Source organism: Devosia psychrophila (genome assembly GCF_000971275.1).
Taxonomy (GTDB): Bacteria; Pseudomonadota; Alphaproteobacteria; order Rhizobiales; family Devosiaceae; genus Devosia; species Devosia psychrophila.
Genome location: NZ_LAPV01000076.1, coordinates 1 through 23,132, shown reverse-complemented (window position 1 = coordinate 23,132; position 23,132 = coordinate 1). Strand labels below are relative to the sequence as shown.

22 protein-coding genes are annotated in these 23,132 nt (G+C 62.4%); 18 read left to right on the top strand and 4 right to left on the bottom strand.

The genetic code is table 11. The features are described 5' to 3' along the window. Window positions 1-197: 197 nt before the first annotated feature. From WH91_RS06465 to WH91_RS23260, 4 genes are all read left to right on the top strand, one after another. Window positions 198-1,805, top strand: coding sequence for a cytochrome ubiquinol oxidase subunit I (locus WH91_RS06465; RefSeq protein ID WP_199533499.1), 1,608 nt, complete (start codon window positions 198-200; stop codon window positions 1,803-1,805). Further along, entirely contained in the window at window positions 1,802-2,950 is a 1,149-nt protein-coding gene (gene cydB / locus WH91_RS06460; RefSeq protein WP_046170180.1) for a cytochrome d ubiquinol oxidase subunit II, read from the top strand. The genes WH91_RS06465 and cydB overlap by 4 nt, the downstream gene beginning before the upstream one ends. Window positions 2,951-2,959: 9 nt before the next feature. Continuing rightward, on the top strand, window positions 2,960-3,091 hold the full coding sequence (gene cydX, locus WH91_RS23265) for a cytochrome bd-I oxidase subunit CydX (RefSeq protein ID WP_074797375.1): 132 nt from the start codon (window positions 2,960-2,962) through the stop codon (window positions 3,089-3,091). Window positions 3,092-3,353: 262 nt separating this feature from the next. Further along, window positions 3,354-3,500 (top strand): DUF1127 domain-containing protein, encoded by a 147-nt coding sequence (locus WH91_RS23260; protein WP_074797373.1) that lies wholly within the window; start codon window positions 3,354-3,356, stop codon window positions 3,498-3,500. A 76-nt stretch (window positions 3,501-3,576) separates the two neighbouring features. Here the strand turns inward: WH91_RS23260 and ybaK are convergent, their stop codons facing one another. Together ybaK and WH91_RS06450 are read right to left on the bottom strand one after the other, a co-directional pair. Then, complete coding sequence (ybaK, locus tag WH91_RS06455; RefSeq protein WP_046170179.1) at window positions 3,577-4,050, bottom strand: Cys-tRNA(Pro) deacylase; 474 nt, start codon at window positions 4,048-4,050, stop codon at window positions 3,577-3,579. Window positions 4,051-4,089: 39 nt separating this feature from the next. Next, window positions 4,090-4,269, bottom strand: a complete 180-nt coding sequence (locus WH91_RS06450; protein WP_046170178.1) for a hypothetical protein — start codon at window positions 4,267-4,269, stop codon at window positions 4,090-4,092. Window positions 4,270-4,386: 117 nt separating this feature from the next. Between WH91_RS06450 and WH91_RS06445 the strand changes: the two genes are divergently transcribed. Then, window positions 4,387-5,292: a LysR substrate-binding domain-containing protein gene (locus WH91_RS06445; RefSeq protein WP_046170177.1), complete on the top strand. Its 906-nt coding sequence runs from the start codon at window positions 4,387-4,389 to the stop codon at window positions 5,290-5,292. Window positions 5,293-5,361: 69 nt separating this feature from the next. Here WH91_RS06445 and rhaI read toward each other — a convergent pair whose 3' ends face one another. Next, window positions 5,362-6,651 (bottom strand): L-rhamnose catabolism isomerase, encoded by a 1,290-nt coding sequence (rhaI, locus tag WH91_RS06440; RefSeq protein ID WP_046170176.1) that lies wholly within the window; start codon window positions 6,649-6,651, stop codon window positions 5,362-5,364. A gap of 169 nt (window positions 6,652-6,820) precedes the next feature. After that, window positions 6,821-8,920, bottom strand: coding sequence for a bifunctional rhamnulose-1-phosphate aldolase/short-chain dehydrogenase (locus WH91_RS06435; RefSeq protein ID WP_046170175.1), 2,100 nt, complete (start codon window positions 8,918-8,920; stop codon window positions 6,821-6,823). A 187-nt stretch (window positions 8,921-9,107) separates the two neighbouring features. Here WH91_RS06435 and WH91_RS06430 point away from each other — a divergent pair, with 187 nt between their 5' ends. The 13 genes from WH91_RS06430 to ertC all read left to right on the top strand — a co-directional run bounded on the left by WH91_RS06430 (window position 9,108) and on the right by ertC (window position 23,105). Then, window positions 9,108-9,914, top strand: a complete 807-nt coding sequence (locus tag WH91_RS06430) for a DeoR/GlpR family DNA-binding transcription regulator (protein ID WP_046170228.1) — start codon at window positions 9,108-9,110, stop codon at window positions 9,912-9,914. Window positions 9,915-9,951: 37 nt separating this feature from the next. Beyond that, a complete protein-coding gene (rhaS, locus tag WH91_RS06425; protein ID WP_046170174.1) occupies window positions 9,952-10,938 on the top strand; it encodes a rhamnose ABC transporter substrate-binding protein in 987 nt (328 codons plus the stop codon). 208 nt (window positions 10,939-11,146) lie between these two features. Continuing rightward, on the top strand, window positions 11,147-12,652 hold the full coding sequence (locus WH91_RS06420; protein WP_046170173.1) for a sugar ABC transporter ATP-binding protein: 1,506 nt from the start codon (window positions 11,147-11,149) through the stop codon (window positions 12,650-12,652). Then, entirely contained in the window at window positions 12,649-13,626 is a 978-nt protein-coding gene (locus WH91_RS06415; RefSeq protein ID WP_046170172.1) for an ABC transporter permease, read from the top strand. Before WH91_RS06420 ends, WH91_RS06415 begins: the two co-directional genes overlap by 4 nt. Further along, the gene (locus WH91_RS06410) at window positions 13,623-14,621 is read left to right on the top strand and encodes an ABC transporter permease (RefSeq protein WP_046170171.1); all 999 of its coding nucleotides are present in this window, start codon (window positions 13,623-13,625) and stop codon (window positions 14,619-14,621) included. The genes WH91_RS06415 and WH91_RS06410 overlap by 4 nt, the downstream gene beginning before the upstream one ends. Then, a complete protein-coding gene (gene rhaM / locus WH91_RS06405) occupies window positions 14,618-14,950 on the top strand; it encodes an L-rhamnose mutarotase (RefSeq protein ID WP_046170170.1) in 333 nt (110 codons plus the stop codon). The genes WH91_RS06410 and rhaM overlap by 4 nt, the downstream gene beginning before the upstream one ends. Before the next feature lie 41 nt (window positions 14,951-14,991). Next, a complete protein-coding gene (locus tag WH91_RS06400; RefSeq protein ID WP_046170169.1) occupies window positions 14,992-16,551 on the top strand; it encodes an aromatic amino acid lyase in 1,560 nt (519 codons plus the stop codon). A 94-nt stretch (window positions 16,552-16,645) separates the two neighbouring features. Then, entirely contained in the window at window positions 16,646-17,557 is a 912-nt protein-coding gene (osmF, locus tag WH91_RS06395; protein ID WP_046170168.1) for a glycine betaine ABC transporter substrate-binding protein OsmF, read from the top strand. 195 nt (window positions 17,558-17,752) lie between these two features. Continuing rightward, complete coding sequence (locus WH91_RS06390; protein ID WP_046170227.1) at window positions 17,753-18,946, top strand: ABC transporter permease; 1,194 nt, start codon at window positions 17,753-17,755, stop codon at window positions 18,944-18,946. After that, window positions 18,943-19,878 carry an ABC transporter ATP-binding protein gene (locus WH91_RS06385; RefSeq protein ID WP_046170167.1) on the top strand — a complete coding sequence of 312 codons (936 nt, stop codon included), beginning with the start codon at window positions 18,943-18,945 and terminating at the stop codon, window positions 19,876-19,878. The genes WH91_RS06390 and WH91_RS06385 overlap by 4 nt, the downstream gene beginning before the upstream one ends. Continuing rightward, on the top strand, window positions 19,875-20,627 hold the full coding sequence (locus WH91_RS06380; protein WP_046170166.1) for an ABC transporter permease: 753 nt from the start codon (window positions 19,875-19,877) through the stop codon (window positions 20,625-20,627). Before WH91_RS06385 ends, WH91_RS06380 begins: the two co-directional genes overlap by 4 nt. A 124-nt stretch (window positions 20,628-20,751) precedes the next feature. Beyond that, complete coding sequence (locus WH91_RS06375) at window positions 20,752-22,005, top strand: Zn-dependent hydrolase (protein WP_046170165.1); 1,254 nt, start codon at window positions 20,752-20,754, stop codon at window positions 22,003-22,005. Next, window positions 22,005-23,105 (top strand): thiohydantoin desulfurase, encoded by a 1,101-nt coding sequence (ertC, locus tag WH91_RS06370; RefSeq protein WP_046170164.1) that lies wholly within the window; start codon window positions 22,005-22,007, stop codon window positions 23,103-23,105. The genes WH91_RS06375 and ertC overlap by 1 nt, the downstream gene beginning before the upstream one ends. The last annotated feature ends 27 nt before the right edge of the window (window positions 23,106-23,132 follow it).

The window sequence follows — 23,132 nt, the reverse complement described above, 5'->3', positions numbered from 1 at the left end:
AACAAACCTCCCCCATCGAAGGGGCGGTGCCGCGCTGTGGTTGTGCAAATGCGGGAGATGGACATAGGCCTCCACTATATCGCGCCGCAGCTCCAACCCTTGATCTGAATCAAGGCATGCTCAAATCTTGAAGAGCATATGATCGTCAGGGCGACGCCGACTCGGGCGCTGCCAAGCATAGGGGCAGTCGCGCCATGATCGACATGACCATTGTCGAACTTTCGCGGTGGCAATTTGCCGCCACCGCCATGTACCACTTCATTTTCGTGCCGTTGACCATTGGCCTGTCCGTCATGATGGCCATCATGGAAAGCGTGTACGTGATGACCGGCCGCGAGGTCTGGCGTAAGGCGACCCTGTTCTGGGGCACGCTGTTCGGCGTCAATTTCGCCATGGGTGTCGCTACCGGCATCGTCATGGAATTCCAGTTCGGCATGAACTGGAGCTATTATAGCCACTATGTGGGCGACGTGTTCGGCGCGCCACTGGCCATCGAGGGCCTGATGGCCTTCTTCCTCGAAGCCACCTTTATCGGCCTGTTCTTCTTTGGCTGGGATCGCCTGAGCAAGCTGGGCCACTTGACAGTCACTTGGCTGGTGGCGATCGGCGCCAATTTCTCCGCCCTGTGGATTTTGATCGCCAACGGCTGGATGCAAAATCCGGTCGGCGCCAAGTTCAATCCCGATACCATGCGCATGGAAGTCACAGACTTCATTGCGGTGATTTTCAATCCGGTGGCACAGGCCAAGTTCGTCCACACCGTCAGCGCCGGCTATGTCTGCGGCGCAGTGTTCATCTTCGCCATTTCCTGCCTGTTCCTGCTGCAGGGCAAGCACGTCGAAATGGCCAAGCGCTCGATGATCGTAGCCGCCAGCTTCGGCCTCGCTTCGGCGCTGTCTGTCGTCGTGCTCGGTGACGAAAGCGGCTATGTCGCGACCGAGCATCAGAAGATGAAGATCGCGGCCATGGAGGCCAGCTTTCACACCGAGCCGGCTCCCGCGCCCTGGACTATATTTGCGTTGCCTGGGCCCGACGGCGGTGCCCCGACCTGGTCCCTGCAGGTTCCGTGGATGGGCGGGTTGATCACCACGCGCTCGTTCGACACTGTCCTGCCTGGCATCGAAGAACTGGTCGACCACGCGCAGACCCGCATTCGCTCGGGCATGGTGGCCTATGACGCGCTGCAGGAAATCCGCGCTGGCAACGTCGACGGCGACGATGTCGATGCACGCCTTGTGTTCGAACAGCATTGGCCCGACCTCGGCTATGGCCTGCTGCTCAAGCGCTACCGCGAAGATGTCGGCAACGCCACTGACGAGCAAATCGCGCTGGCTGCGGCCGATACGGTGCCTGAAGTCTGGCCGCTGTTCTGGACCTTTCGCATCATGATGGGGCTGGGCTTCTTCTTCATCGCCTTCTTTGCCTTGTGGTTCTACCGCGCCTCGCGCGGCTGGCTGGAAACCAATCGAACTCTGCTGTGGGTCGGCTTCCTCGTGTTGCCATTGCCGTGGGTCGCTATCGAGGCAGGCTGGTTCATCGCCGAGTTCGGCCGCCAGCCATGGGTGGTGGAAGGGGTTCTCCCAACGTTCTACGCCGCATCCGGCCTCCACTTCTGGGACCTGGTCATCTCGCTGAGCTTCTTCACGCTGCTCTATTCGACCCTGTTCGTCATCATGATCATGCTGATGGTCAAGATCATTAAGGCCGGCCCGCAGGACAAGCTGTTTGCCGACGAAGAGGATGACCAGGACTTCGTCATCGCCGCCCTGCCATCGACACCCGCAACACAGGAGCTCGGATCGTGAACGCCATTCCACTCGACTACGAAACCCTGCGCCTGATCTGGTGGATGCTGCTCGGCGTGTTGCTGATCGGCTTTGCCGTCATGGGCGGCCGTGACATGGGGGTCGGCGCTCTGCTGCCCTTTGCCGCCCGCACCGACGATGAACGCCGCGTACTGCTCAATCTTGTTGGGCCGACCTGGGAAGGTAACCAGGTCTGGCTGGTCCTCGGCGGTGGCGCCATTTTTGCGGCCTTTCCGCCGCTCTATGCCGTCAGTTTCTCCGGCTTCTATCTCGCCATGATCGTGATCCTCTTGGCGCTGATTCTGCGCCCAGTCGGCTTCAAGTTCCGCGGCAAGATCAAGGACCCACGCTGGCGCGCCACCTGGGATTGGGCTCTGTTCATCGGCGGCTTCGTGCCGGCGCTGATCATGGGCGTCGCGGTGGGCAATGTGCTGCTCGGCGCACCCTTCCATCTCGATGACACCATGCGTTCCTTCTACACCGGCAACTTCTTCCTGCTGCTGATGCCCTTTGGCCTGCTCACCGGCCTCGTCAGCGTCGGCATGATCGTCACTCAGGGCGCCGCCGTCATCGCCGGTCGCACCACCGGCCCAGTGGCCGAACGCGCCCGCACCTATGGCAGCCTAGCCGGCGTGCTGACGCTGGTTCTGTTTGCCCTTGGCGGCATCTGGGTCTCCTTCTGGATGGATGGCTATGCCATCACCAGCGTGGTGGACGGCAATGCCGCCATCAACCCGCTGGCCAAGACCGTGGTGCTGACCCGCGGCGGCTGGGTTGCCAACTACGGGCTCTATCCCTGGATGATCGCGGCGCCCGTGCTGGGCTTCATCGGCCTGATCGGCGCCGTGGTGGGCCTCCAGGCACGCTTGCGGCTACCAACGCTATTGTCATCGAGCCTTGCCATCTTCGGCATCGTCTCGACGGCAGGCCTCTCGCTGTTCCCGTTCCTGCTGCCATCCTCGACAGTGCCGAATTCCAGCCTGACCCTGTGGGACGCCAGCTCCAGCCACCTGACGCTGTTCATCATGCTGCTGGTGACCGCATTCTTCCTGCCGATCATCCTGCTGTACACCGCTTGGGTGTTCCGCGTCATGCGCGGCAACGTCAGCACGCAGTCGCTCGAAAAGAACCCCAACGCCTACTAGGAGACGCTCATGTGGTATTTCTCGTGGATCCTCGGCCTGGGCCTGGCCGCAAGCTTCGCCATTCTCAACGCCATGTGGTTTGAGCTGCGCGAAGACCGGCGCATAGCAAATGAAGAGGGCAGGGAGCCAATTCAGCGCTGAACGCATGGCTCTTTACCAGATGGTCAAAAAACCATTAACGCGGGCGTCACGAGAGTGACGTTCGTTTTTCTTTGTAAAATCAATGGATTGGCGCGGGGTGGCGCTACCATAGACATGGAATGTCCAAATAATAGGCTGAACCGAATATGAAGGAACTGCCTCTTTTGTTTGCACTGGATGCATAACGGATGTGCAGAGAGTCCATCTTCTAATCACTAGGGGCAGGGTCTACATAGAGGTCATCAAACGAAGGGGAACCAAAATGACCATCCGCCAGAAAATCGCACAGTTTGCTCAGTATCAGCGCACCATGCGCGAGCTCAACGCTCTCGACACCCGTCAGCTCAATGATCTCGGCATCACCAAGGGCGACATCAAGAACATCGCTCGCGGCACTTACGCCAACTAAGACTTGGTAGCTGCATAAGACTTGAGATGAAGGCGTCCGCTCGGGCGCCTTTTGTCTTCTATGGGTTTGGTTTTTACTACCGTATCAAGTCCGCGGCCTTGCCACCGAGCGCCGCCACCAGATCATCCGGTTTCATTCGGATCTGCAGCCCGCGCTGCCCGCCGTTGAGGAACACTTCATCCTCCAGCGTCGCCAATTCCTCGACCGCAGTCGGCACCTGCTTTTTTTGCCCAAACGGGCTGATCCCGCCCACCTTGTAGCCAGTCAGCCGCTCTGCATCGGCTGGCTTCATTATATGCGCCGACTTGCCGCCAAACGCCGCCGCCAGCTTTTTCATGTTCACTTCCTCATCCGACGGCACCACAACGCAGACTGGCTTGCCATCTACTTCCGCCATCAGCGTCTTGAGCACGATGCTAGGCGATACGCCCATCGCCTCGGCCGCCTGCAGCCCGACCCGATCCGCATCGGGATTGTAGGCATAGGTGGCCGTGGCAAAGGCGATGCCGGCACTGGTCAGCGCGAGGGTGGCAGGCGTGGTCTTGGACATGGGCAGATTTAGTGAAACCTCACGCGCAAATGCAAGGTCTTAGCGCCGCCGTTCCACCACACGATCCTCGATCAAACCGATATCGCGCAGCAGGTGCGGCGACGAATGGATCAGGTCGATGGTGACCTGCCGGCGTCGGTGCGCGGCGCTGAACAGCCGCGGAAAACTCCAGCGCGGCAAATGGATCGCGGGCAGCAGCGGCTTGGCTATAATGTTCATGACTATAACCACCCTTATGCGGATGGCTCCTGCTTGGTTTCCAGGAGCCCAGAATGGCTGGCATAACGATGGATTTCCAACTAAAGCTCGATAGGTATGCATAAGGAGATTTGATCCATGTCATCTCTGCCGCCACTGACCGCCGTGCGCGCCTTCGAGGCTGTTGCCCGCCATCTGAGCTTCACCAAAGCCGCCGCAGAACTCGGCATGACCCAAGCAGCGGTGAGCTACCAGATCAAAATTCTGGAGGAGCGCGTCGGTGCGCCATTGTTCCTGCGCAAGCCGCGCCAAATCTCCTTGAGCGAAACAGGTACGCGCCTCGCGCCCGATGTCAGCGCGGCATTCGACACGCTGCGCAGTGCGTTCGCCACCTCGCGCGGGCAGGTTGATGGACTGCTGTCGATCACCTCTGTGCCCACCTTTGCCAGCCAGTGGTTGGCGCAGAATCTGGGCCTTTTCCAGATCGCGCATCCCGACATCGCGGTGCGTCTCGATAGCTCCAGCGACCTTCGGGACATGGTGCATGACGAGTTCGACGTTGCCATCCGGACGTTGCCGGCGCCGCCTGGCGGAGGAATGGTGTCGCATCTGTTGATTAAGGCCGACTTCAGCCCGCTGCTTAGTCCCGGCCTAGCGGAAAGCATTGGCGGTGTCAGCAAGCCCGATGACCTATTGCGACTGCCCGTTCTCGATCCAGAGGATGAGTGGCTTGACCAGTGGTTCGCCGCGGCGGGCGTTCCCGGCTACACTGCGCTGGGGCGCCCAAAGAGCTCATTGGGGCTGCAAAATCTCTTGGGAACGGCAGCCATGGCCGGGCGCGGTGTGGCCATGCTGACTCCCGGCTTTTTCCGCGACGAGATTACCTCCGGCCGGCTTCTCCAGCCCTTTAACCTGCTCGCGACGGACGGGCGGGCTTACTATCTGGTCTACCCCGAGAGCCGCCGCAATGCGCCCAAGATCAGGGCTTTCCGGGACTGGATGATTTCAGCCACCGCGCCACTGCGCGCCGAGCAGCCGGAATAAACAAACGCCCGGTGATCGCTCACCGGGCTTCTGCCTTTTCCGTCTCTGGGAGGAGCGTCGGAAAACTCGTTAGACGATGCCGCCCGAACCGCCTTCGACGACGGGACGAATTTCGGAAACCTTGGCGCGATAGCCCGACGCGCGGTAGGTGCCGAGGATGTCGATGGCGCCGCCCTTTTCGAAGCGCGCCATGGCCAGAATTGGCTCGACATCGGTGCGATAAGCCACCCGCAGCGCCTGCGTTGCCGCCAGCGCGTCATCGGCTTCCTGCGCGCCCTTGAGGCCGGCACGGTCCACCAGCAATGCCTGCGCATAGGCGCGCTGCACGTCAGATGCCGACAGCATCAGCGACTCGATCGGGTCAGTCACATTGTGGCTCTGGTCCAGCATATGGGCCGGATGGAAGTCCGCATCGCGACCTTCGATATCCACCAGCTCGTTGAACACCAGGAACAGCCGGTAGGGGTCGATCGAGCCGGCGTCGAGATCATCGTCGCCATACTTGCTGTCGTTAAAATGGAAGCCGCCGAGCTTGCCGAACTGGGCGAGGCGGGAGACGATCATCTCGATGTTGACGTTGGGCGCATGGTGGCCGAGATCGACCAGGCACATGGCCTTGTCGCCCAGTTCCTTGGCGATGATGTAATTTGTGCCCCAATCCTGCACGACGGTCGAATAGAACGCCGGCTCATACATTTTGTGTTCGGTATAGACGCGCCAGTCGTCGGGCAGGGCGGCGTAGATCGCCTTAGCCGAGTCAAGATAGTTTTCGAACTGGTTGGCAAAGTTGACCTGACCCGGGAAGTTGGAGCCGTCACCAACCCAGATCGTCAGCGCCTTGGAGCCGATGGTCTTGCCAATCTCGATGCATTCGAGATTGTGCTCGATTGCCTGGTCGCGGGTGCCCTTGTCGGCCGCCGACAGCGAGCCGAACTTGTAGCTCTGCAACTGTCCGCGCGCGTCCGAGAAGGTGTTCGAATTCATCGCGTCGAAGCCGAGATTGAAGCGGCTTGCCGCCTGCTTCAATCGATTGGGATCGGCTTTGTCCCACGGAATATGCAGCGACACGGTCTTGGTCGCCTGCGTCAGCTGCGCGATCACGGCGCAATCCTCGATCTTGTCGAAGATGTCGCGCGGCTCGCCCTTGCCGGGAAACTTGGCAAAGCGCGTGCCGCCGGTGCCAACGCCCCATGACGGAACTGCGACAGAAAATTCGGCGACCTTGGCCTTGATGGCCTCGATCGAAATCCCGCGCCGGTCTAGCCGTTCGCCCAGGCTTTCATAATCGGCGCGCAGGTCGTTTACCCTGCTGGCGTTCTCCGCCTCGACGACGGATGGGTCGATGATGTGTTCGGTCATTGTGTGGCTCCCAAGAAAGCGACCCCTCATCCGCCCTTCGGGCACCTTCTCCCTCGAGGGGAGAAGGGGGCACCGCGCTCGAACATCCACCGGGTCACCCCTCGCCCCTTGAGGGAGAGGGTGGATCGGCGCAGCCGAGACGGGTGAGGGGTCTCTTCTTCCCTTTTCTTTACCGCGTGAACGACTGGGCATTGCCCGCGTCGACATTGAGAATGTTGCCAGTCGATTTGGCCGAGGCGTCCGACGCGAAGAAGTAGATCGCTTCGGCGATATCCTCGGGGAACACCGACCGCTTCAGCAGCGAGCGCTGGCGATACATGTCCTCAAGGCCATCCTTGTCGGTCTTGTAGGTCGATGCGCGCTGCTCGAGCCATTCGCCAGCCCAGATCTTGGAGCCACGCAGCACCGCGTCGGGATTGACCACGTTGACGCGGATCTGCGCCTCGGCGCCTTCGAGCGCCAGGCAGCGCGCCAGGTGGATTTCGGCAGCCTTGGCGGTGCAATAGGCGGCAGCGTTGGGCGAAGCGGCGAGGCCGTTCTTGGATGCCACGAACACCACATTGCCGCCGATCTGCTGCTGGCGGAACAGTCGGAACGCTTCGCGGCTCACGAGGAAATAGCCCGTGGACAGGATGTCCATGTTTTTGTTCCACAGGTCCATCGTCGTCTCTTCGATCGGTGCCGAGGAGGCGAGGCCGGCGTTCGACACCAAAATGTCGATACCGCCGAATTCAACCACGGCATGGGCAAAGCCGGAGATGACCTGCTCTTCCTTGGTGACGTTGATGTTGACCGGACGGACGAAGTCCTTGCCGAACACGCCACTAAGTTCCTCGTTGGCAGCGTCGAGAGCGGTCTGGTCGATATCGGCCAGCACCACACACGCACCTTCGCGCAGCAGCCGGATGGCGGTTGCCTTGCCGATGCCGCCGGCGCCGCCGGTGACCAGGGCAATCTGCCCGGCCAGCGACTTCGGCTTGGGCATGCGCGCCAGCTTTGCTTCTTCAAGCAGCCAATATTCGATGTCGAAGGCTTCCTGCTCGGGCAGGCCGACATAGGTCGAGACTGTCGAAGCGCCGCGCATCACGTTAATGGCGTTGACATAGAACTCGCCGGAAATGCGGGCGGTGGCCTTGTCCTTGGCGAAGGTGAACATGCCGACGCCGGGCATCAGGTAAACCACGGCATTCGGATCGCGCACGGCAGGCGAATTGTCATGGCGGCAGCGGTCGTAATAGGCCTGGTAGTCGACGCGATAGGCGGCGATGTCTTCCGGGATCTTGGCCACGACAGCGTCGACATCGGGGGTGGCCGGGTCGAATTCGATCACCAGCGGACGGATCTTGGTGCGCAGGAAATGGTCGGGGCACGAGGTGCCCAGGGCCGCTAGTGGACGGAGATTGTTGGAATTGACGAATTCCAGCACGGCAGCCGAGTCATCGAAATGGCCCAGCTTGTGGCTATCGGCCGAGATCAACCCGCGAATTTTGGGCATCAGTTTGGCAGCGACGGCACGGCGTTCTTCCACCGGCAGCGAGGTGACAGCTTCGCCACCGAAGATGGTCTTGCCTTCGGTCTGCGGCTCGAACCACGCGATGGCCTGGTTGATGATGGCGATCGTGGTCTCGTAGCATTCCTTGGGCGTGTCGCCCCAGGTGAAGAGGCCGTGGCTCTCAAGGATCAGGCCCTTGGAGGTGGGGTTTTCTTCGCAATACTTGCCCAGCCACAGGCCCAGCTCGAAGCCTGGCTTCTTCCATGGCAGCCAGCCGATGCTGTCGCCGAAGATTTGGCTCGTCAGTTCCTTGGAATTGACCGAGGCAGCGATGGCGATGATCGCGTCAGGGTGCATGTGGTCCACATAGGCGTGGTTTACATAGGCATGCAGCGGAGTGTCGATCGATGCGGCGCGCGGGTTCAGGTTGAACGTCGCGTGGGGCAGGTAGCCCACCATTTCGTCTTCGAATTCGACGCCGCGATACAGCCCCTTCAGCGCCCGCAACTTGTCCATATACAGCGTCGAAAAGCCATCGAGCTTGATCGATGCGCTGTCGCCGCCCGAGCCCTTGACCCACAGCACTTCGACGGTCTCGCCGGTCAGCGGATCCTTCTGCATGATCTTGGAGGAGGTGTTGCCGCCACCGTAATTGGTGACGCGCTTGTCGCTGCCGAGCAGGTTGGAACGATAGACTAGGCGTTCGGGCTCGCTCATGGCGGCGGCCTTGGCATCATCCCAAAGATTGGCGAGGCGCTTGGGCGCGGAAGTGGACATGAGACTCCTCCCAGAGGGTAGTGAAGGGCTTTGATTATTCGGCCGGACATGGCCACGATCGATCATCGCTGTCAATCACAAACGATCATCAACGCGCATATGACGCTTTCGTCTTTTGAAGTTGACGGTTTGATGATTGACAGTGATCGAATTCGATGTGAAGGAATGCGCCAGGGAGATAGCAGCCTTGCACGAAACAGAGCGCCAGAGAGTGATCGTCGCAGCCGTTCAGACACGGCCAGTGGTGACTGTTGCCGAGCTTTGTGAGGTCACGGGCTCCTCCGAAGCCACCATTCGCCGAGACATTGCGGCCCTGCATGTCCAAGGCAAGCTGCGCCGGGTCCGCGGTGGCGCCGAGGCGGTCAACCCGCCCGAGCAGGCCGCCCTGATGGGCCGGCCGTTCTCGGTCAACGAAACCATCAACATCGCTCAGAAGCGCGCCATTGCCCGCACCGCCGTCGAGCTCTGCCGCGATGGCGAGCCGATCATCATCAATGGCGGCACCACCACCTACCAGATGGTGCATCACCTGACGGGCCGCCGCCTTTCGGTGTTCACCAACAGCTTCGGCATCGCCGAATTCCTCATCCACAACTCGCGCAATTCCGTCGTCATTCCCGGCGGCACCGTCTATCGCGAGCAGAATGTCATCCTGTCGCCGTTTGGTGGCGTGGTGGCATCGCACTTTTACGCCAAGCGCATGTTCATCGGTTGCCAGGGCATTGGCCCGCATGGCCTGATGGAGGCCGATCCGATGGTCGTGCAGTCCGAGCTCGGGCTGATCGGCCAGGCGGACGAGCTGATCGTGCTGGCTGACTCATCAAAGTTTTCGGGGAGATCGAGCCTCATCCTGTGTGGGCTCGACCGAATTACCGCTGTCATCACCGATCGCGGTATCCGTGACGAGGACCGCCAAATGCTGGAAACGGCAGGCGTGCGGCTCATCGTGGCGGAGAAGAATGCTCAGATCGACCGTCAATCGACGGTCGCCTGAGAAGGACAGACCAGAACGTCCCAGGGAGGGATTACGAATGAAACTCATCAAGCTCCTGGCTACCACCACTGCCGTTGCAGTGCTGCTCGCCGCTCCGGCCTATGCCCAGACCCGCATCGCGCTTGTCGTCAAGTCGCTGGGTAACGGCTTCTTCGACGCTGCCAACAAGGGTGCGCAGGAAGCTGCTGCCGAGATCGGTGGCATCGAAGTCATCTATACCGGCCCGACCGCCGCGACCGCCGAAGCCCAGATCGAAGTCATCAACTCGCTGATCGCTCAGCAGGTCGACGCCATCGCCATCTCCGCCAACGATCCCGATGCACTGGTTCCGGCGCTGCAGAAGGCCATGGAGCGTGGCATCAAGGTCGTCTCCTTCGACTCGGGCGTTGCCGAGGCTGGCCGTCAGATTCATCTGAACCCCTCTGAAACCAACCTGATCGGCGAGACCATCATCAAACTGGCTGCCGATTACCTGCCTGAAGGCGGCGACGTGGCCATCCTGTCGGCCGCTTCGACCGCGACCAACCAGAACGCCTGGATCGATGCCGCAAAGGCTGTGCTGCCCGAGAAGTTCCCCAACATCAACCTCGTCGCGACCGTTTATGGCGACGATGACTCGGTCAAGTCGACCGACGAAGCCAAGGGCCTGATCGCTGCCTATCCGAACCTTAAGGCCATCATTGCTCCGACCACCGTCGGCGTCGTGGCTGCCGCCCAGGTCGTCACCGACATGGGCCTGATCGGCAAGATCAACGTCACCGGCCTCGCGCTGCCGTCCGAGTTCAAGCAGTTCATCGACAATGGCGCTTCGCAGGCCGTTGCCCTGTGGAACCCGATCGACCTCGGCTACTCGGCCGTTTTCCTCGCCAATGACCTGATCAAGGGCGAAGAAGCTGCACCGGGCAAGACCTTCTCGATCGGCCGCGTCGGCGAAGTGACCCTCGATGACACCAACTCGGCCGCAATGGCCGTGCCGTTCCAGTTCGACAAGACCAACATCGAAGAATTCTCCAAGATCTATTGATCTTCGAGGCGTCCAGCAAATCGCTCCAGTGGAGCGATTTGAGCCGAGAAGGCCATGAGAGCTACGCTCGAATGGCCCAGACGTGAAGCATACGGTGAGGGGGGGCTTTCCAAGCAAAGGAGGGCCCCCTCATCCTGACCCTTTCGCTTACAGGAGAGGGAGCAAATCGAGCGCGTGGCGATAGTCATGCGACGCGAAGGAAATCCAAATGACCGACCCGATCCTCACCCTTTCCGGCATCTCCAAAAGCTTTCCCGGCGTACGGGCGCTCAACGACGTGTCGCTCGAACTCTACGCCGGCGAAGTCACCGCGCTGATCGGGGAAAATGGCGCGGGCAAGTCGACCCTGGTCAAGACCATGACCGGCATCTACCAGCCCGACACCGGCGAAATTCGCGTCGCGGGCAAGTTGGTGACCCTGCCGACGGCGCATTCCGCCTCGGCCGCCGGCATCACCGCCATCCATCAGGAAACCGTGCTGTTCGACGAGCTGACGGTCGCCGAAAACATCTATATCGGCCACGCGCCAACCAATCGCTTCGGGATGATCGATTGGAAGACCATGCGCGCCGAGGCCAAGGCGACGCTCGATTCCATGGCTGCTGGCGTCGACCCCGACATCAAGCTCAAGGAACTTGGCATCGCCAAGAAGCATCTGGTGGCCGTGGCGCGGGCGCTCTCGGTCGACGCCCAGGTCGTCATCATGGATGAGCCGACCGCAGCCCTCAGCCAGAAGGAAATCGAGGAGCTCTACGTGCTCATCGAACTGCTGAAGCAAGACGGTAAGGCCATCCTTTTCATTTCGCACAAATTCGACGAGATCTACCGCATTGCCGACCGCTTCACTGTGTTCCGCGATGGCGAGCTGGTCGGCAAGGGCCTGATCAAGGACACCAGCCAGACCCAGATCGTGCAACTGATGGTCGGCCGTCCGGTGGAAAACATCTTCCCGCCGCGCAACGCCACTTTCGGCGATGTGGTGCTCGAGGCCAAGGGCCTAAGCCATCCCACCGAATTCGAAGACATCTCCTTCACCGTCCGCAAGGGCGAGATTTTGGGCTTCTATGGCCTGGTCGGGGCAGGACGCTCTGAAGTCATGCAGGCAGTGTTCGGCCTCACCCAGACCTCCGGCGGCACGCTGGTACTCGACGGCCAGACCATCGCGCCGAAGTCACCCGCCGACGCCGTGGAAGCCGGCATCGTCTATGTGCCCGAAGAGCGCGGCAAGCAGGGCGTCATCACCGGCGAGCCCATCTTCAAGAACGTTTCGCTGCCCTCGCTCGGCAAGACCAGCAAGAACGGCTTCCTGCGCATGGCCGAGGAATTTGCCCACGCCCGCACCTATACCGAACGCCTCGACCTGCGCGCCTCCTCGCTTAGCCAGAACGTCTCGACCCTCTCCGGCGGCAACCAGCAGAAGGTGGTCATCGCCAAATGGCTGGCCACCCACCCCAAGGTCATCATCCTCGATGAACCCACCAAGGGCATCGACATCGGCTCCAAGGCCGCCGTCCACGAATTCATGGGCGAACTGGTCGCCCAAGGCCTTTCGGTCATCATGGTCTCGTCTGAACTGCCCGAAGTACTCGGCATGAGCGACCGCATCGTGGTGATGCGCGAAGGCCGCGTCATCGACACCCTGGAAAATGACGGGCTCAAGCCCGAGACGCTGGTACGCCTGGCTGCCGGTATTGCCGAGGAGCAGGCAGCATGAACCGCCTTTTGAAAAACCGCGAAATCTTCCTGTTCCTCGCCATCCTGCTGGTGCTGGTGCTGGTAACGCTGCGCTTCCCGCGCTTTGCCCAGCCGAACAACCTGCTGACCATCTTCAACGATAGCTCCATCCTGATGATGCTGGCGCTCGGCCAGATGGCGGTCATCCTCACCCGCTCCATCGATCTGTCTATGGCCTCCAATCTCGCCCTAACCGGCATGATCGTCGCCATGACCAATGCCGCCTTTCCCGGCATTCCGATCCCGCTGCTGATCGTCATGTGCGTGTTCATCGGCGGCGTGCTCGGCGCCTTCAACGGCATTCTGGTCTGGAAGCTGGAAATTCCGCCCATCGTCGTGACGCTGGGCACGCTGACCATCTTCCGTGGCCTGGTTTTCGTCATCTCCGGCGGCGCCTGGGTCAATGCCGCCCAAATGAGCCCCGATTTCGTCAGCCTGCAGCGGACGATCTTCCTCGGCCTGCCGCTGCTCAGCTGGTTCGCCATTGCCACGGCACTGCTGTTCTACCTGCTGATGACCCGCACCCCGCTCGGGCGCGCGCTCTATGCCATTGGCGTCAATCCGACCGCCTCGGTCTATACGGGCATCGACGTTGGCCGCACCAAGTTCTACGCCTTCGTCATCGCCGGTGCCGTCGCCGGGCTATGTGGCTACCTGTGGATTTCGCGCTATGTCATTGCCTCGGTCGAAGTCGCCGGCGGCTATGAGCTGAACATCATCGCGGCCTGCGTCATCGGTGGCGTCTCCATCGCCGGCGGCATCGGCAGCGTCGCCGGCGTCCTGATGGGCGCCATCTTCCTCGGCGTCATCAACAATGCCCTGCCGGTCATCAACATCTCCCCCTTCTGGCAGATGGCTATTTCGGGCACCGCCATCCTGCTGGCCGTGGTGCTCAACGCCCGTGGCGAACGCCGCAAGGGCCGCATTATCCTGAAGAAGGCTGAAGCCGTATGACCGATATTCACGCAACCGGCCGCAGCCTGCCCAATCGCCTCGACAACCCGCTCAAGTCCGCCGTTTTGAGCTGGGAGAGCCTGCTCGTCCTCGTGGCCGTCGGCATCTTCCTGCTCAATTCCTTCGCCTCGCCGTATTTCCTCAACGCCTATAGCCTCAGCGATCTCACTTTCAACTTCACCGAGAAGGGCCTTATCGCGCTGGCGATGGCGTTGCTGATCATCTCCGGCGAGATCGATCTGTCGGTGGCCGCCATCATCGCGCTGGCCTCGACCATGATGGGCCTGGCGCTGCAATATGGCGCCGATACCCCGACGCTGGTTGCGGTGGGCGTCGGCGTCGGCATTCTCTGTGGCGCCTTCAATGGCTTCCTCGTCACCGGCCTCAAGCTGCCGTCCATCGTCGTCACCATCGGCACCATGAGCCTGTTCCGCGGCATCGCCTTCATCGTCCTGGGCGACCAGAGCTTCAAGGGCTATCCGCCGAGCTTCAGCTGGTTTGGCCAGGGCTATGTCTGGTGGGTCATTTCTCTCGAACTGATGCTCTTCCTCGTCTCTGCCGTCATCTATTGGGTGCTGCTGCACCGCACCAATTTCGGCCGCCGGGTCTTCGCCATCGGCAATAATGACGTCGCTGCACAGTTCTCCGGCGTCCGCGTCGACCGCATCAAGTTCATCCTGTTCTGCCTCACCGGCCTGATGAGCGGCATTGCGGCAGTACTGCTGACTGCCCGTCTCGGCTCGACCCGTCCGTCCATCGCCGAAGGCTTCGAGCTCGAGGCCATCACCATGGTCGTGCTCGGCGGCGTCTCCATCCTCGGGGGTGCCGGCTCCATTGTGGGCGTCGTGCTCGCCGCTCTGATCATCGGTCTCGTGACCTTCGGCCTCGGCCTGCTCAACGTCCCGGGCATCGTGATGACAATCTTCACCGGGTCGCTGCTGATCGTTGTGATCGCGCTGCCCATCCTGTTCCGCATGTGGAGGCTGCGCGCATGATAGAAGACGCCGGCTACGAAAAACACGCCTTCAAGATGCAGCTCAATCCCGGCATGGCCGCCGAATACAAAAAGCGCCATGACGAGATATTCCCCGAGCTGGCAGACCTGCTGCATGAGGCGGGCGTGAGGGACTATTCGATCCATCTCGACGAAGAAACCAACACCCTGTTCGGCGTCCTCTGGCGCCGCACGGATCACACCATGGCGGCGCTGCCGGCCACCGCCGTCATGCAGCGCTGGTGGGCCCACATGGCCGACGTCATGGCCACCAATGACCAGAACGAGCCCATTTCGGTGAATCTCGTGCCGATGTTCTGGATGAAGTAGCCCGGCTAGGCAGCGCGCGGCCAATACCATAGGCTTGGCGCATGAATGAACGACCCGCCAGCCTGCACCAATCCGCCATCACCCTCAACGGCAAGCCGCTCAGCTTCTCCGACATCGCCCGTATCGGCGCGCGCCGGGTCTGCCTCGTCGCCGACTCCGATGCGATGCAGCGGGTCGCTTTGGCGCGCGAAGTGGTCGAGATCGCCATTGCCAGCGGCCAGCCGGTCTATGGATCCACCACCGGCGTTGGCGCCATGAAGGACGTCGAGTGGACCCCCGACCAGCTCGATACCTTCAATATGGGCCTCGTCCGCGCGCATCACTTCGGCACCGGCGAGCCATTTTCCAGCGAGATCGTCCGCACCGCCATGGCCATTCGGGTCAATATGGCGCTGACCGGTCGCGTCGGCTGCACCACCGATTTGGTGGAAGCCTACCTGGCGTTGCTCTCAGCTGACGTGGTGCCCGTGGTGCGCCGCACCGGCTCGATCGGCTGCGCCGATATCGGCCTGATGGGCCAGATCGGCGCCGTGCTGACCGGGGCAGGGGAGGCAATGTATGACGGCCACCGCCAGCCGGCCGCCGAAGCGCTCGAAGCCGCCGGCCTCAAACCCGTCCGCCTCGCCCCACGCGACAGTCTTGCCTCGATCTCCACCAATGCAGTTGGCTATGCCGCCGCCGCCGCCGCCATCCGCGATGCAGCCGGCGTCGTCCGCGTCATGCTGGCCACAGGCCTCACCACGGCGGGCGCGCTCGGCGCCTCGCGCGATCCGTGGAAGGCTGTCGCACATGTCGGCACCGAGCGCGAAGCCGGCATCGGCGCCTGGCTCTATTTTAACGCCAAGGGCTGGGACTGGCCCGACGCCACGCATATTCAAGACCCGCTGAGCCTCCGCATGATGAGCCAGGTGTTCGCGACCGGCTTCGAAACGCTGGTGGCAGCCGGCAAGATCCTGTTGGCCGCCACCGGGCGGACCGACGATAACCCCGTGGTCGCAGGCGGACAGGTATTGACCTCGGGTGGCTCATTGCCGCTCGACGTCACCGTCTTCCTCCAGACCGCCCAGCTTGGTCTGGCCCACATCGCCCGCAACTCGTTTAACCGCTGCGTGCTGCTCGGCAATGGCCAGCGCCGCGGCCTGTCGGTCAATCTCGTTGCCCACGGCGAAATCGCCACCGGCTTCGGCCCGATCATCAAGCTGGCCGGCGAACTGTTCGCCCGCGTCCTCACCATGACCAACCCCATCTCCGCCAATTCCATGGTCGTCGCCGGTGGTCTCGAGGACGAGGCGACCTTCCTGCCGCTGGTCGTCGAGCGGCTGGAGCGCCAGGTGCTGGCCCTGCGTCGTCTTGCGGCGCTCGAAGCCATGCTTGCGGCACAGGCCATGGACATTTCTGGCGACACGCCGGGCAATGTTCCCGGCATCATTTATGCACTGGTGCGACGCCATGCTGACACGTACCGTCAGGACCGCCCGCTATCGGCTGAGGTCGAGGCCATCGAAGACGCTCTTGCGTCCGATGAACTGATGAACGAACTAATTTCTCACTCGACTATTATGGAGTTGGACGAGTTTTTCGCGTTAGGCCCCATTGCCTAGCATGAGCGGCCTCGCTCAATTCTACCAACAGGTTAGGTTAGGGACAGCCGGGGACCACGAGCAGTGGAACACCCGGATAAAACGGAGAAACCAAATGCGCCTTAAGTCCACGCTTCTCAGCGCCGTCGCCGCGCTCGCTATTTCGGTGTCTGCGGCTCAGGCCCAGGTCGTCGTTTCCTCCAAGATCGACACCGAGGGTGGCGTTCTCGGTAACATCATCAAGCAGGTGCTTGAAGCCAACGACATCGCCGTAACCGATCGCATCCAGCTTGGTGGCACGCCGATCGTCCGCGAAGCCATCATCGCCGGCGAAATCGACATCTATCCCGAGTACACCGGCAATGCCGCCTTCTTCTTTGAGAAGGCCGATGATCCGATCTGGAACGACGCCGCATCGGCCTATGCAGAAGCCGGCAAGCTCGATTTCGAAGCCAATAAAATCGTCTGGCTGACCCCGTCGCCGGCCAATAACACTTGGGCCGTCGCCGTCCGCAACGACGTCGCCGAAGCCAACAAGCTTGCCACCTTCACCGAATTTGGTGCCTGGGTTGCCGGCGGTGGCGAGGTCAAGCTCGCGGCCTCCGCCGAGTTCGTCAATTCGCCTGCGGCCCTGCCCAAGTTCCAGGAAGTCTATGGCTTCACCCTGACGCCAGACCAGCTGGTCACCCTCTCCGGTGGCGATACGGCCGCGACCATTGCCGCTGCCGCTCAGCAGACCAATGGCGTCAACGCCGCTATGGTCTACGGCACCGACGGTGGCATCGCCCCCTCGGGCCTGACGGTTTTGCAGGACGATAAGGGCGTGCAGCCGGTCTACCAGCCCGCCCCGATCATCCGCCAGGAAGTGCTGACCGAATACCCGCAGATCGAAGAACTGCTCAAGCCCGTCTTTGAAGGCCTGACCCTCGAAGTCCTGCAGGACCTCAACGGCCGCGTTCAGGTCGGCGGCGAAGCTGCCGCAGCCGTCGCCACCGACTACCTCACCAAGGGCGGCTTCCTGAGCTAAGGCCTTTGGGGCGAGGCTCCGGCCTCGTCCCAACCTCGATCGTCACCCTCGGGCCTGACCCGAGGGCACTTCACTCAACCAGCGTGCAGCAAGTGAAGCCCCCTCGGGTCAAGCCCGAGGGTGACGCGCGGTGGTTATGGGGAAATCTCGCCCAATCGCCTGCGCCGCAAGCCAGCCACCGACATCGGAGCCAGCATGAGCATCGCCGATACCGCCCATGCGACGACCCGCCCCGCATGGCTTGCCCTCGACAAGCTCGGCGTTCTCATCGCACTGATTGCCGCCGCTGGCGCAATCCTCCCCTTCGCCCTGTTCCGCGCCAACCGCATCGTCGTCGGCAAACCGAAATCCCTGCTCGAGGCGCTGCCCAGCTTCCCCTCCGGCCTCCTGATCGGCATCCTGCTTGTCGGCGTCGTCATCGCCTTGCTGCGCTTCCCCGTCACAGCCAAGCTCGCCGCCGGATTCGCGGTCCTCGCGGCACTGATGATCTTCATCGGCCAATCCGCCAGCTACCTCACCCCCGAAGGCGATACCTTCGCCCGCGTCTCCCCCGGCGCGGGTTTCTGGCTGCTGCTGTTCGCCTTTGCCCTTCTCGTCACCGACGCACTGACCCGCCTGCGCTTCAAACCTTTGATCCGCATCGCCATCCTCGTCGCCGTCATCGCCGCCATTGCGCTCCTCTTATGGAGCGGTAGCTGGAACAGCCTCTCCATCCTCAAGGAATACGCCACCCGCGCCCCCGCCTTCTGGGCCGAGGGCCGCACCCACCTCGCGCTGGCCTTCGGCTCCGTCGCCATCGCCACCGTCATCGGCATCCCGGTCGGCATCCTGTGCTACCGCGTCAAACCCCTGCGGGCCGGCGTGCTCAACGTCCTCAATATCGTCCAGACAATCCCCTCTATCGCGCTGTTTGGCCTGCTGATCGCGCCCCTCGCCTGGGTCGCCGCCAATATCCCCGGCGCCCGCGACATCGGCATTTCTGGCATCGGCGCCGCACCGGCCCTAGTCGCACTATTCGCCTATTCCCTGCTGCCAATCGTTTCCAACACCGTCGTCGGCCTGCAATCGGTTTCGCCCGCCGCTATCGACGCCGCCAAGGGCATGGGCATGACCGGGCGCCAGCGCCTGTTTGCCGTCGAACTCCCCCTGGCCTTCCCGGTCATCCTCACCGGCATTCGCATCGTGCTGGTGCAAAATATCGGCCTCGCCACCATTGCCGCGCTGATCGGCGGCGGCGGCTTTGGCGTCTTCGTATTCCAGGGCATCGGCCAGACGGCGATGGACCTGGTGCTGCTCGGCGCCGTGCCAACCGTTGCTCTGGCCTTCGCCGCCGCCGTGGTGCTCGACGCTCTGGTTGAACTGACATCGCGTGGGAGCCGCCGGCCATGATCGAGATCGACGACATCACCAAGACCTACACCGGCACCACCGTTGTGGATCGGGTCACCCTGACCATCCAGCCGCATACCATCTGCGTCATCGTCGGCACCTCCGGTTCCGGCAAGACCACGCTGATGCGCATGATCAACAAGCTGGTCGAGCCCACCTCCGGCCATATCCGCATCGACGGCGAGGACATCGCCGGCATTCCCGCTTACGAACTCCGCCGCCGCATCGGCTACGCCATCCAGGGCCACGGGCTGTTTCCCCACCGCACCGTCGGCCAAAACGTCGCCACAGTCCCCAAACTCCTCGGCTGGGACAAGAAGAAAACCGCTGACCGCGTCGAGGAGCTCCTCACCCTGTTCCAGCTCGATCCCGCCGAGTTTCGCGATCGCCTGCCGCATGAGCTTTCCGGCGGCCAGCAGCAGCGCGTCGGAGTCGCCCGTGCGCTGGCGGCCTCGCCCAATATCCTGCTCATGGACGAGCCCTATGGCGCGCTCGATCCGGTCATTCGTGCCAAGGCGCAGGAAGACCTGCTCGCCATCCAGCGCAAGTTCGGCACCACTATCGTTCTGGTCACCCACGACATGGAAGAGGCAATCCACCTCGGCGACACCATCGCGGTGATGGACAAGGGCAAGCTGTTGCAATGCGCCAGGCCCGCCGAAATCATCGCCAATCCCGCCACGCCCTTCGTGGCTGAGTTGATCGGCACCAGCGAACGCCCGTTCCGCCTGCTGTCGCTCGCCAAGGTCGCCGACCACATCGAGCCCGGCGAGGTTACTGGCGAACCCATCGAAGCCACCGCCTCGCTGCGTGAGGCCTATGCCGAACTCCTCTGGTCCGGCCGCCCGTCCTTGCCGGTCAGCAGCGATGGCCAGATCGTCGGCCAGGTCACTCTCGCAGCCCTGTCGCGCCTCGCCGCGAGGCCGCAATGAAACCCGGCAACATCATCCGGCTGATAGTCTTCGTCACGCTCATCCTCTTCCTCGCCAAGCCGGAGCTGTTCAGCGGCTTCTTCAGCCTGTTCACCAAGAACAACCAGCCCGCCATCTACAATCAGGGCAGCCTGCTCGACATCACGCTGAACCACCTCGGCATCGTACTAGCCGCCACCGCCGCCTCGACCATCATCGCCGTCGGCCTCGCCATCATTGTTACCCGCCCATTCGGTGCCGAATTCCTGCCGCTGTCGCGCTCGCTCGCCAATATCGGCCAGACCTTCCCGCCCGTCGCCGTGCTGGCCCTCGCCGTCCCGATGCTCGGCTTTGGCACCGCGCCCACACTGGTAGCCCTCTTCCTCTACGGCCTGCTCCCCATATTCGAAAATACCCTGACCGGTCTCACCAACCTACCGCCAGCCGTCACCGATGCTGCCAAGGGCGTCGGCATGACCGGCTGGCAGCGCCTGATCAAGGTCGAACTGCCGCTGGCCTTGCCCGTCATCCTCGCTGGCATCCGCCTCTCGGTGGTCATTTCCCTCGCCACCGCCACCATCGGCTCCACCGTCGCCGCCCGCACCCTGGGCGAAGTCATCATTGCCGGCCTGCTCTCCAGCAACACCGCTTTCGTGCTGCAAGGCGGCCTTATCGTCGGCGTCCTCGCTGTGCTGATCTATGATGCGCTCTCGGCGCTCGAGCGCTACCTGATGGCCCGCACCGGCCAACTCGGCCGGGCGGCAGCATGATGCCAATGTCCTACCTCTCTCCGCCCTTTGAACTCGATCCAGTCAAAGTCACCGGCAGGCACCTCCCCCTTGAAGGGGGAGGCTGGGTGGGGGTGTCGGGAGCCACGATGATCGGCTCAATCCTATGATCCCAAACTCCCCAATCCGGGCTGATCGTATCGGCGGCGATATCGACGCACTTGCGGCAATCACCGAGCCTGGCCGCCCCTGGACCCGTCGCGCCTTCACGCGGATGTTCCTCACTGGCCGCAAATGGCTTGAAATGGCCATGCAGGATGCCGGCGCCGTCACGCAGATCGACGCGGCGGGAAACCTCATCGGCACCATTCCAGGGCGTAAGCCGGAACTCGGCAGCATCATGCTCGGCTCCCATTCCGACACCGTACCCGATGGCGGGCGTTTCGACGGCATAGCCGGCGTGGTCGTGGGGCTTGAAGTTGCGCGAGCCTTGCGTGATCAGGGCATTGTCCTCGATCACACGTTGGAGATTGTCGATTTCCTCGCCGAGGAAGTCTCCATCTTTGGCGTCTCCTGCATCGGCAGCCGCGGCATCAGCGGCACGCGTCCGGCCGAATGGTTGACCCGCGCCAGCGACGGTCTGACGCTGGAGCAGGGCATCGCTCAGGTCGGCGGCAAACCACACACACCCGCCCAGCGCGACGACATCAAGGCCTTCCTCGAACTGCATATCGAGCAAGGCCCTGTGCTGCAGAACCAACAGCTCGACGTCGGCGTCGTCACAGCCATTGCCGGCATCACGCGCATCGAGATCATCGTCGAGGGCCGCGCCGATCATGCCGGCACCACGCCCATGAGCGCCCGCCAGGACGCGCTGACCACTGCCGCCTGGATCGCCTTGGGCGTCGAGGAATTGGGCAAGGCCCTGTCCAGCGGCGCCGAGCATTTTGCTGCGACGGTCGGCGAATTCGAAATGACCCCCAATGCGGCCAACGTCGTCCCCGCCCGGGTCCGCATGCTGATCGACGCCCGCGCCGAGCTGCGCGATGACATGACCCGCTTCATCGAGGAACTGGCCAACGGCGTTGCTGCCATATCGGAAAAAACCGGGGTAACCGTCAGTGAGCCTCGCATCGTGTCCGACAACCCGCCGACGCCCTGCGACGCCGACCTGCTGAACATCCTCGATGCCGCCTGCGAGACCTCCGGCGCCCGCCATCGCCGCATGGCCTCCGGCGCCGGCCACGATACCGCCTGGATGGCCCGCATCACCAAAGCCGCAATGATCTTCGTGCCCTGCGTCGATGGCCGCAGCCACTCGGCCGACGAATTTGCCGCAACCGACGACATCGCGCTCGGCGCGTCTGTCCTGCTGGACGCCGTCAAGGCGCTCGATATTAAACTACAAGGGAATTTCTGATGGGGCGCATTCTCACGCAAAAAGACGTCGAAGCAGCCGTGCGCGGCGGCTCGATTTACGCGGCCGGCGGTGGCGGCTGGGCCGATCACGGCCGCATGCTGGGTACCGCCGCCGTCAATGCGGGCAAGCCGGAACTGGTCAGCATCGACGAGCTCGACGAGAATGACTGGATTGCCACCTCTGCCGCCATCGGCGCCCCGGCCTCCACCACGCCATGGGAAATGCAAGGCGTCGACTACATCCGCTCCGTGCAACTGCTGCAGGACGCGCTGGGCGAAAAGCTGACCGGCTTGATGATCGGCCAGAACGGCAAGTCATCCACCCTCAATGGATGGCTACCCTCGGCAATCCTGGGCACCAAAGTCGTCGACGCCGTCGGCGATATCCGCGCCCACCCGACCGGCGACATGGGTTCCTTAGGCATGGCAAGCTCGCCCGACCAGACCATCCAGACCGCTGTCGGCGGCAACCGCGCCGAAAACCGTTATATCGAGCTGGTAACGCGCGGCGCCACCGCCAAAGTCTCGCCTATCCTGCGCACCGCCGCCGACATGTCGGGCGGCTTCATCGCCTCCTGCCGCAACCCCCTGCGCGCAAGCTACGTAAAAAGACATGCGGCGCTGGGTGGTATCTCGCTGGCGCTCAAGCTCGGAGAAGCCATGATCGCCGCCGAGGGCAAGGGCCCGGGCTCGATGATCGACGCCATCGAAAAGACCACTGGCGGCACCATCCTCGCCAAGGGCTACATCACCGATATCCAGGTCACCTACACCAAAGAAGCCTTCGACATCGGCAAGGTCACCATCGGCACCGGCGACAAATCCACCGTTCTGCACGTCATGAATGAATACATGGCCGTCGATGATGCCGGCGGCACCCGCCTCGCGACTTTCCCCGACGTCATCACCACGCTCGACGCCGCCGGCCAAGCCCTCTCGGTCGGCCAACTCGGCAAGGGCCTCTACGTCTTCGTGCTGCACGTCCCCAAATTCATCATCCCCCTCAGCTCGTCGGTGCTGGACCCGGCTGTCTATCCCTTCGTGGAAGATCGCATGGGCATCGATTTGGCCAGCTACGCGCTGGACGGCGTTCAGAAATAACCGAGTAAATCATGCCCACCCCAAATC

Bases quoted from the DNA above. Each gene is read 5' to 3' on its own strand.
- cydX (WP_074797375.1), top strand. From the start codon at position 2,960: ATGTGGTATTTCTCGTGGATCCTCGGCCTGGGCCTGGCCGCAAGCTTC.
- WH91_RS23260 (WP_074797373.1), top strand. From the start codon at position 3,354: ATGACCATCCGCCAGAAAATCGCACAGTTTGCTCAGTATCAGCGCACC.
- ybaK (WP_046170179.1), bottom strand. From the start codon at position 4,050: ATGTCCAAGACCACGCCTGCCACCCTCGCGCTGACCAGTGCCGGCATC.
- WH91_RS06450 (WP_046170178.1), bottom strand. From the start codon at position 4,269: ATGAACATTATAGCCAAGCCGCTGCTGCCCGCGATCCATTTGCCGCGC.
- WH91_RS06445 (WP_046170177.1), top strand. From the start codon at position 4,387: ATGTCATCTCTGCCGCCACTGACCGCCGTGCGCGCCTTCGAGGCTGTT.
- rhaI (WP_046170176.1), bottom strand. From the start codon at position 6,651: ATGACCGAACACATCATCGACCCATCCGTCGTCGAGGCGGAGAACGCC.
- WH91_RS06435 (WP_046170175.1), bottom strand. From the start codon at position 8,920: ATGTCCACTTCCGCGCCCAAGCGCCTCGCCAATCTTTGGGATGATGCC.
- rhaS (WP_046170174.1), top strand. From the start codon at position 9,952: ATGAAACTCATCAAGCTCCTGGCTACCACCACTGCCGTTGCAGTGCTG.
- WH91_RS06420 (WP_046170173.1), top strand. From the start codon at position 11,147: ATGACCGACCCGATCCTCACCCTTTCCGGCATCTCCAAAAGCTTTCCC.
- WH91_RS06415 (WP_046170172.1), top strand. From the start codon at position 12,649: ATGAACCGCCTTTTGAAAAACCGCGAAATCTTCCTGTTCCTCGCCATC.
- WH91_RS06410 (WP_046170171.1), top strand. From the start codon at position 13,623: ATGACCGATATTCACGCAACCGGCCGCAGCCTGCCCAATCGCCTCGAC.
- rhaM (WP_046170170.1), top strand. From the start codon at position 14,618: ATGATAGAAGACGCCGGCTACGAAAAACACGCCTTCAAGATGCAGCTC.
- WH91_RS06400 (WP_046170169.1), top strand. From the start codon at position 14,992: ATGAATGAACGACCCGCCAGCCTGCACCAATCCGCCATCACCCTCAAC.
- osmF (WP_046170168.1), top strand. From the start codon at position 16,646: ATGCGCCTTAAGTCCACGCTTCTCAGCGCCGTCGCCGCGCTCGCTATT.
- WH91_RS06390 (WP_046170227.1), top strand. From the start codon at position 17,753: ATGAGCATCGCCGATACCGCCCATGCGACGACCCGCCCCGCATGGCTT.
- WH91_RS06385 (WP_046170167.1), top strand. From the start codon at position 18,943: ATGATCGAGATCGACGACATCACCAAGACCTACACCGGCACCACCGTT.
- WH91_RS06380 (WP_046170166.1), top strand. From the start codon at position 19,875: ATGAAACCCGGCAACATCATCCGGCTGATAGTCTTCGTCACGCTCATC.
- WH91_RS06375 (WP_046170165.1), top strand. From the start codon at position 20,752: ATGATCCCAAACTCCCCAATCCGGGCTGATCGTATCGGCGGCGATATC.
- ertC (WP_046170164.1), top strand. From the start codon at position 22,005: ATGGGGCGCATTCTCACGCAAAAAGACGTCGAAGCAGCCGTGCGCGGC.